The organism is Emticicia sp. C21 (genome assembly GCF_003418935.1).
GTDB lineage: Bacteria > Bacteroidota > Bacteroidia > Cytophagales > Spirosomataceae > Emticicia.
On sequence record NZ_QVMT01000009.1, the window covers coordinates 253,192 to 261,403 of the forward strand.

Genomic DNA, 8,212 nt, shown 5'->3' on the forward strand with positions numbered 1-8,212 from the left:
GTGCTTAAACTGACATTTCCCCACAAATATCTTTTTCGAGATTAAACCTTACACGCTCATGGGAACCTTCTTTTCCGAATAAATACATCATTTTCGTAATAGCTGCTTCAGTCGTTATATCGGAGCCACTTACTACGCCTATTTCCTGTAATTTGCGGCTTGTTTGATAGGTACCTTGTAAAACTCTACCTCCATCGCATTGAGAAACATTGAAAATGATAATTCCTTTATCAATGGCATGTTTGAGTTCATCTAAAAACCAACTTTCTGATGGCGCATTACCTGCTCCATAAGTTTCTAATACTACTCCTTTCAGTCCGCTCGTATTAAATATGTTTCTAATTAAATTTTGTTGGATACCGGGGAAAAGTTTCAAAATCATCACATTATCATCCAGAGTTTCATGTAATTGAAGAGGCAAATCAGTTCTGTATGGACGAATAAATGGGAAGTTATAATCAATCGTTACTCCTACCTCTGCCAGATTAGGATAGTTTTCTGACCTGAAAGCATTGAACTGGCTACTTTCTTTTTTCTTGGCTCTGTTGCCACGTAACAAATAAGAATTGAAATAGATGGCTACTTCCGGAACAACAGGTCTCCCATTAATTTTGGCTGAGGCTATTTCTAAAGCCGTAATCAGATTTTCACGAGCGTCTGTTCGGGCTATACCTATTGGCAATTGAGCTCCCGTTAGAATTACAGGTTTGCTTAAATTCTCTAAAAGAAAACTTAATGCTGATGCAGTATAAGCCATTGTATCAGTTCCATGAAGAATAACAAAGGCATCAAATTCCTCAAAATTATCATAAACTATTCTGGCGATTTCTACCCAATTTGTTGGGGTCATATTGGATGAATCTATCGGCTTGTCTAAAGTCAGAATCGTCAGTTCAAATTCAACTCTATGCAATTCAGGCACATTTGTTAATATCTCATTAAAGTTAAACGGCACTAAACTTTTGCTTTTAGAGTCATATACCATACCCAATGTTCCTCCTGTATAAATCATTAAAACTGAGGTGGCACGATTATTTTTAATTGAATGATTAGTAATTCTTGAGGTTTTGTAGCCCATAAAAAAGTTTTTTTTTGCAAAAATACGAGGTTTGATTTAAGCTTAAATACTGATTTTTTTAAAATATTATGTGTGAGCAACCCAAATTGGTACTTGATTTTTCTGAAAAAACATTTTTTTAAGTAAAAATACTCAAAAACGAAGCAAATTTTAAAGTTTTTTAAAATCTAAAATATAACTATTCAAAGATTTTTTTTCACTTTTTTTGAATTATTTTTAGAATATTACGTTATATTTGAAACACAACAAACGAAAACACAATAAAAAGGACGGAGATATGAACTTGAGACCAACATTAAGAATAATTGCTGACGAGGTAGAGATCATCGATTGCTTAGTAGATAACAGAGAAATGTTTAAAACATTTGATACCAATAAAACTGCTGCTTTTTTGGTAGGAGAAGATTTTCACTTGGTATTTTATTTTGCAGATAATGAACCGGATAATCGCTTCCTGATGTATATCGTTGAAGATTTTTCAGTGAATGAAGATTGTATGGCTTTTATGGTGAAACAGATTGAGGAACAAATACAACAAAACCGCAATGTTTATATAATGAAACAGGCTCGAAACAAAGTATTAGATATGCTATACATGACTGATACTTTCAGAGCTCTGTTCGGAAAAACGAATGTGAAAGAGGAAGATGAATATTATCATTGATATTCAATAATTATTCAATCTCATCAAGAAACATTCTATAAGCTCGTTTTAGCTCATCATAAGCTCTATTATTCTGCTTTTGGTGAGCTATTTCTATTCCTTTTTTATACACTTCCTTAGCTCTCTCGAACTGCTCCATTTCAAAATATAAGGCTGCTGCATGATAATATGTCGGCACATAGTCAGGGTGCTCATTTAGAAGCTGCTCTAAATAAAAAAGAGCCTTACCCGGATTACTATTCAGATACTCCATCGCTACCCCATAAATATTAAAAGGCTCATCAGGTTCTTCTTCCAGATATTGCAATAAAATTTTTAATCGTTCCTCTTGCATACTATTTCTCTTTAATTTAGATTTGCAATTGTTATGCATGCATAACAATTTTTCGTTCTATACATTGCTCACACAGCAAAAATAGACATTAAAACGCTTAGTTCATTATATTAATAATGCTTTTTAGAAAACCCCTAAAAGCATCTTTTCTATAAAAAACTCCCCTTTAGGGGTACGGGGGCAAAATACTATGAAAATACTAGTCTGCATTTCGAGTGTGCCTGATACAACTTCAAAAATCAGTTTTACTGATGGAGATACCAAGTTGAATAAGGCAGGAGTACAATACATCATCGGACCCTACGATGACTATGCGCTTGCAAGAGCGGTAGAATTAAAAGAAAAATCTGGTGCAACAATTACAGTATTAAATGTAGGTGAGGCAGATGCTGAACCTCAAATACGAAAGGCTTTGGCTATTGGCGCTGATGACGCCATTAGGGTTGATGTGGAACCTACGGATTCATACTTTGTTGCCGAACAAATAGCTGCTGTTGCCAAAGAAGGCAATTACGACCTGATTTTAATGGGTAGAGAAACCAGTGATTATAATTCAGGTGTAGTACACGGTATTGTTGGAGAAATTCTTGGCATTCCATCGTTTTCTCCGGTTATGCAATTAGATATTGAAGGAGGCGTAGCGAAAATGACTCGTGAGATTGAAGGTGGTAAAGAAATATTAGAAGCTCCTCTTCCACTGGTTTTAGGTTGTCAGGAACCAATTGCAGAATGGAAAATCCCAAATATGCGTGGTATCATGACTGCACGTACCAAGCCTTTAAAAGTAATTCCTGCTTCGGGAGAAGCGCTTACAGCCACTGATAAGTATAGCTTACCACCGGCAAAAGGCCCTTGCAAGATGATTCCTGCTGATGAAGCTGAAAAACTCATTGAGTTATTGCATAAAGAGGCAAAGGTTCTATAATTCATTTATTCATTCCAGAAAAGACATTTTATCATGGCTATATTAGTTTTTACAGAGATTGCTGATGGCGCAATCAAAAAATCATCGCTTGAAGCCATTTATTATGGTGCTCAGGTGGCCGAAAAATTAGGTACTTCTGTTACAGCGCTTGCCATTGGTAAAGCTGACTCTTCTGAATTAGCGATTGCAGGTAATTATGGTGCAAGCAAAGTATTACATGCTAACGATGCTAAATTAGAAACACCAAATAGCATGGCGTATGCCAAAGTATTAGTTGAAGCAGCCAATGCCTCGGGTGCTAAAGTAATTATCACAGCTAAATCTTCTTTAGCTGATGCTGTAACTGCCCGAGCTGCCGGAACACTTAAAGCTGCTGTGGTTGGTAATGTGGTAGAACTTCCGGATTTATCAAACGGATTTAAAGTAAAAAGAAGTATTTTCACAGGCAAGGCCTTTGCTGATGTGAATGTAACAAGTGATATAAAAGTATTAGCTATCAAGAAAAATGTAGTCAGTCCGGTTGAAAGTGGAAATGCTGCTTCAGTTGAAGCCTTTACCCCTGCTTTAGCTGAAAACTTATTTACAGCCAAAGTTACAGAAACTGTAAAAGCTACAGGAACTGTCTCTTTGCCCGAAGCTGACTTGGTGGTATCTGGCGGACGTGGTATGAAAGGCCCAGAACACTGGCAACCCCTATTAGATTTGGCTGATGCATTAGAAGCCGCAACCGCTTGTTCAAAACCGGTATCTGATTTAGATTGGAGACCTCACCACGAGCACGTTGGACAAACGGGGGTGAAAGTTTCTCCAAATCTTTATATTGCCTGTGGTATTTCTGGTGCAATTCAGCATTTGGCAGGAGTTAACTCTTCTAAAGTCATTGTAGTTATCAATAAAGATGCCGACGCACCTTTCTTCAAAGCAGCGGATTATGGGATTGTGGGTGATGTTTTTGAAGTATTACCAAAGTTGACGAAAGCGGTAAAAGAGCTGAAATAAATCGATAAGTATTTCATTTAAAGCCTCAAAGGATTAAGTTCTTTGAGGCTTTTTTTTGCTCTCAATTGACCAGCCAATAAAATAAACCTCAACTAAATCCTACATCTTTTTGCTAACGCTGGGGAATATCCGTATTTCGAACCCGAAATTCTTTATCACTATTATTTACTCAATTACATTATAGTTATGAAAAAAACATTACTCCTGCATTTATTAATGCTGGTCTCCTCGTTAGTTTTTGCTCAAAAAACAATTCTTAAAGGCAAGGTAGTAGACCCGGCCGGACAACCGCTCATTGGTGCCAGTATTGCTGAAAAAGGCACAAATAATGGAACAGTAGCAGACGTAGATGGCAATTTTCAGCTTACTACAATTTCTGCTGAACCAATTCTGGTTATCAGTTTTATCGGGTTCAAAAAAATTGAAGTTACGCCACAAGATTTAGACAAACCTATTACCATGGAAGAATCTAATATTCTCCAACAAGTAGTAGTGCTTGGTTCAAGAAGTTTAAATAGGTCAGTTACGGATACGCCCGCTCCCATTGATGTTATTGACATTAAGGATGTTACAACTAAGACCGGACAATTGGATATCAATCAATTGTTACAATTTGCGGCTCCATCCTTTAACTCAAACAGACAAACAGGCTCTGATGGTACCGACCATGTTGATCCTGCTTCTTTAAGAGGATTAGGCCCTGACCAGACTTTAGTATTGATTAATGGCAAACGAAGACATCAGTCTTCTTTGGTAAATATCTTTGGCACAAGAGGTAGAGGCAATACGGGTACAGATCTGAATGCCATTCCTGCCGCTGCCATCGAACGAATTGAGATTTTACGAGATGGGGCTGCTGCACAATATGGTTCAGATGCTATTGCCGGGGTAATTAATATTATTCTTAAGACTTCAACCAATACACTGGATATTAATGCAAACTCAGGCATTTATCAGGCTAAATATCGTTTTGACGACAAGAAATTTGATGGATTAAACTATAATTTCAATGCCAATTATGGAGTCAAAGTTGGTAAAGAAGGCTTTATTAACCTGACAGGAGATTATAATTTCAGAGACCACACCAATAGAGCTAATTCTAATCCGGATGAAATTTCACGTCGTGAATTTGGTGATCCTAAAATAGTGAATGCCTCTCTATATTTGAATTCTCAATTTCAACTGGGAGAAAAATCTAAACTATATGTATTCGGAGGAACTAATAAACGTGATGGGGATGCCTATGCCTGGACACGTTTTGCAGATGATGACAGAAATATTCCTGCCATTTATCCAAATGGTTTTGACCCTCTGATTAAGACCAGAATCAACGATAATTCATTGGCGGTTGGTGTCAGAAGTTTATTAGGTACATGGGATTTCGATGTGACCAATACATTCGGTTCTAACAAATTTCATTATTTTGTTAACAATACCCTTAATACTTCGCTTGGCGCGCAATCTCCGACTTCTTTTGATGCAGGTGGTTTTCAACTAAGCCAGAATACTATTAATCTGGGCTTATCAAAATTCTATAAGCAAACCCTGGCAGGACTAAACTTAGCTTTCGGTGCAGAATACAGAATGGAAAACTACAGGATTTTTGCAGGTGAAGAAAAATCATGGAAAAGCTATGAGGCAGGCATTCCTCCGGGTTCTCAGGGCTTTCCGGGATTTCAACCTGGTGACATAATAAAAGCGAAACGTTCAAATGTGGGTATTTACTTTGATACGGAGGTGGATTTCACGAAAAAGTTCATGATGGGTGCGGCTCTACGTTATGAAAATTACAGTGATTTTGGAGGTACATTAAATGGCAAACTATCTGCCCGATTTAAAGCTTCTGAATCTTTCATGTTGAGAGGAACAGTGAGTACAGGTTTCAGAGCACCATCATTGCCACAAATTAATTTCAATTCTACAATTACCAACTTTATTGGCGGTCAACCTGTGGAAGTTTTGATTGCGCGCAATGGTAGTGCTGTAACCAAAGCATTAGGAATTCCTGCTTTAAAACAGGAGACATCGAAAAATGTAAGTTTAGGTTTTACCATGAGACCTAACTCTACTTTTTCATTGACCGTTGACGCTTACTTAGTAAAAGTTAAGGATAGAATTGTATTGACAGGGCAGTTTTCTGACGAAGACGATAAAATTGGGGATATTCTGAAAGGTTTGAACGTAGGCAAAGCGCAATTCTTTACGAATGCGGTTTCAACCACTACTAAGGGCCTGGACGTAATTTTATCTAATAGAAATAATTTGGGAAGTGGCTATTTAACTACTTCATTGGCAGCCAACTTCAATAAACTAACTATTGATGCCATCAACACCTCTGAAAAATTAGCCGGTAAAGAAGATACCTACTTCGATTTAAGAGAACAATATTTTCTGAGAGCTTCTGCTCCCCCATCAAAAATAAACCTAACGCTTGATTATCAGGTAAAAAAAATCAGTACAGTATTGCGCTTAGTGAGATTTGGAAAGGTAGAATTGGCTGACTGGAATTATGATATTAAAGAAAATGATATTTACAGTCCTAAAGTTACTACTGATCTTTCATTTAATTATAAATTCGCCAAATCAGTAGGATTAACAATTGGTGGTAATAACATCTTCAATGTCTACCCAGATATGTCATCGGCATATAATACTGAATCAGGTGGAGCATGGGATCCTGTTCAGATGGGCTTTAATGGCGCATTCTGGTATGCTAAACTTAATTTAAAGTTTTAAGTTTTTACCAAATTTCTGAAACCAAAATAAATGTTTTAAAGTTAAATTCTATGTACTAAATATTTGCAGGAGATTTTTATTGATTCGATTAATAGACCAATGAAGAAATCCTTATATTTGCAACGTGGAAAAAATAAAACTCGAAATATTAGGTTTGTCCCCAAGCCAATCACAAACAGGCTCATTCGCTTTAGTATTGGCGGAGGAATTTGGTAATCGCCGATTGCCAATCATTATTGGCATGTTTGAAGCTCAGGCCATTGCCATTGAAATGGAGCGTATCACTCCGAATCGTCCAATGACTCATGACTTGTTCAAATCATTTGCCCGTGCATTTGATTTTACAGTTGAGGAGATATTGATTTCGGATTTAAGGGAGGGTATTTTCTATGCCAAAGTGGTTTGTACCGACGGTATTCGCCAAAAATCGATAGATGCGCGTCCATCTGATGCCGTAGCAATCGGATTGCGTTTTCAGGTGCCAATTTACACAACCAATCAGATTTTGTCTGATGCAGGTATTACCGCGCAAGAGGCAACAACTGCTGATGAGCCGCAGGAACTGGTATCTTCTGCCACGCGCCCTCAGAAAGTCTCGAAAGATTCTTTAAAAGACTTGAATTTAGAAGAACTCAACAATCTATTGAATCAGGCGCTTGCCAATGAGGAATATGAGAAAGCCGCCAAAATCAGAGATGAAATCAGTAAGAGAAATTAATTTATAGTTGTACAAAATATTTATGGAGCCATTTGCAGGTGCAAATGGCTTTTATTTTTCTTATACCTGATGATTATTTAAGTTCTATTATTGAATTCGTTTAAGATTATTCCTTTTCCTTTAAAAATGTATTGTTCCGCTTGCGCTGCGTCAATTGATGAAAACCCTACTGGAAGTCCCCGGATAGGATGTCGCTGCACAGAGAATACTTAACAGTTTGATTATTCCAAAAACCTTCGGAAACACTTTGAAACACAAACTTAAGTTAGAGATTTATTGGAGTGTCTCAATATATTAACCAAGAAAACGGAACCGAAAAAAGGTTACCAATATGGTGGGAACCTTTTTAATTAACAATGATGATTTCAAAGTACCAGCCTCCAAAAACTGAAATGAAAAAGGTAGACACTACCTTTTTGACTAACAGGGATGGTTTATAATTACAAATCACAAAAAAAGGAACCGAAAAGGTTACCAATTTGATGGAAACCTTTTTGTAAGACATTAGCCACGGTTTCCAGACTATTAGAATAAAGACTAATGAAGCCGACCTTTTGAAATTTCAAGAATACAAACTGCAATTTATTATAGTTCAATTAAAAAGTTAAATAAATTCACTACAAATTTTCCTTAAATAACTTAAGTTGCTACCTTAAATTCGGAAGAATTTGCAGATAGCAAAAGAGACAATAAAAGCAAAAACTTTAAATTGGAACCCGTTAAGTGTAACTGCATGAATTTTCTTAGCAAATTGAGCG

At 36.7% G+C, this 8,212-nt stretch carries 7 protein-coding genes; 5 read left to right on the forward strand and 2 right to left on the reverse strand.

Annotation, left to right across the window (positions count from 1 at the left end; translation table 11 throughout):
* Window positions 1-4: 4 nt before the first annotated feature.
* Window positions 5-1,078 carry an asparaginase gene (locus D0T08_RS19890; protein WP_116984429.1) on the reverse strand — a complete coding sequence of 358 codons (1,074 nt, stop codon included), beginning with the start codon at window positions 1,076-1,078 and terminating at the stop codon, window positions 5-7.
* 277 nt (window positions 1,079-1,355) lie between these two features.
* Here D0T08_RS19890 and D0T08_RS19895 point away from each other — a divergent pair, with 277 nt between their 5' ends.
* On the forward strand, window positions 1,356-1,742 hold the full coding sequence (locus D0T08_RS19895) for a hypothetical protein (RefSeq protein WP_147322819.1): 387 nt from the start codon (window positions 1,356-1,358) through the stop codon (window positions 1,740-1,742).
* Window positions 1,743-1,752: 10 nt separating this feature from the next.
* Here D0T08_RS19895 and D0T08_RS19900 read toward each other — a convergent pair whose 3' ends face one another.
* Window positions 1,753-2,076, reverse strand: a complete 324-nt coding sequence (locus D0T08_RS19900) for a lipopolysaccharide assembly protein LapB (RefSeq protein WP_116984431.1) — start codon at window positions 2,074-2,076, stop codon at window positions 1,753-1,755.
* A 190-nt stretch (window positions 2,077-2,266) separates the two neighbouring features.
* Between D0T08_RS19900 and D0T08_RS19905 the strand changes: the two genes are divergently transcribed.
* The 4 genes from D0T08_RS19905 (at window position 2,267) to D0T08_RS19920 (ending at window position 7,454) form a co-directional block, all read left to right on the forward strand.
* The gene (locus D0T08_RS19905) at window positions 2,267-3,001 is read left to right on the forward strand and encodes an electron transfer flavoprotein subunit beta/FixA family protein (RefSeq protein WP_116984432.1); all 735 of its coding nucleotides are present in this window, start codon (window positions 2,267-2,269) and stop codon (window positions 2,999-3,001) included.
* 33 nt (window positions 3,002-3,034) lie between these two features.
* Entirely contained in the window at window positions 3,035-4,000 is a 966-nt protein-coding gene (locus D0T08_RS19910) for an electron transfer flavoprotein subunit alpha/FixB family protein (RefSeq protein WP_116984433.1), read from the forward strand.
* A gap of 186 nt (window positions 4,001-4,186) precedes the next feature.
* Window positions 4,187-6,736, forward strand: a complete 2,550-nt coding sequence (locus D0T08_RS19915; RefSeq protein ID WP_116984434.1) for a TonB-dependent receptor — start codon at window positions 4,187-4,189, stop codon at window positions 6,734-6,736.
* A 124-nt stretch (window positions 6,737-6,860) separates the two neighbouring features.
* Window positions 6,861-7,454 (forward strand): bifunctional nuclease family protein, encoded by a 594-nt coding sequence (locus tag D0T08_RS19920; protein WP_116984435.1) that lies wholly within the window; start codon window positions 6,861-6,863, stop codon window positions 7,452-7,454.
* Window positions 7,455-8,212 lie beyond the last annotated feature (758 nt).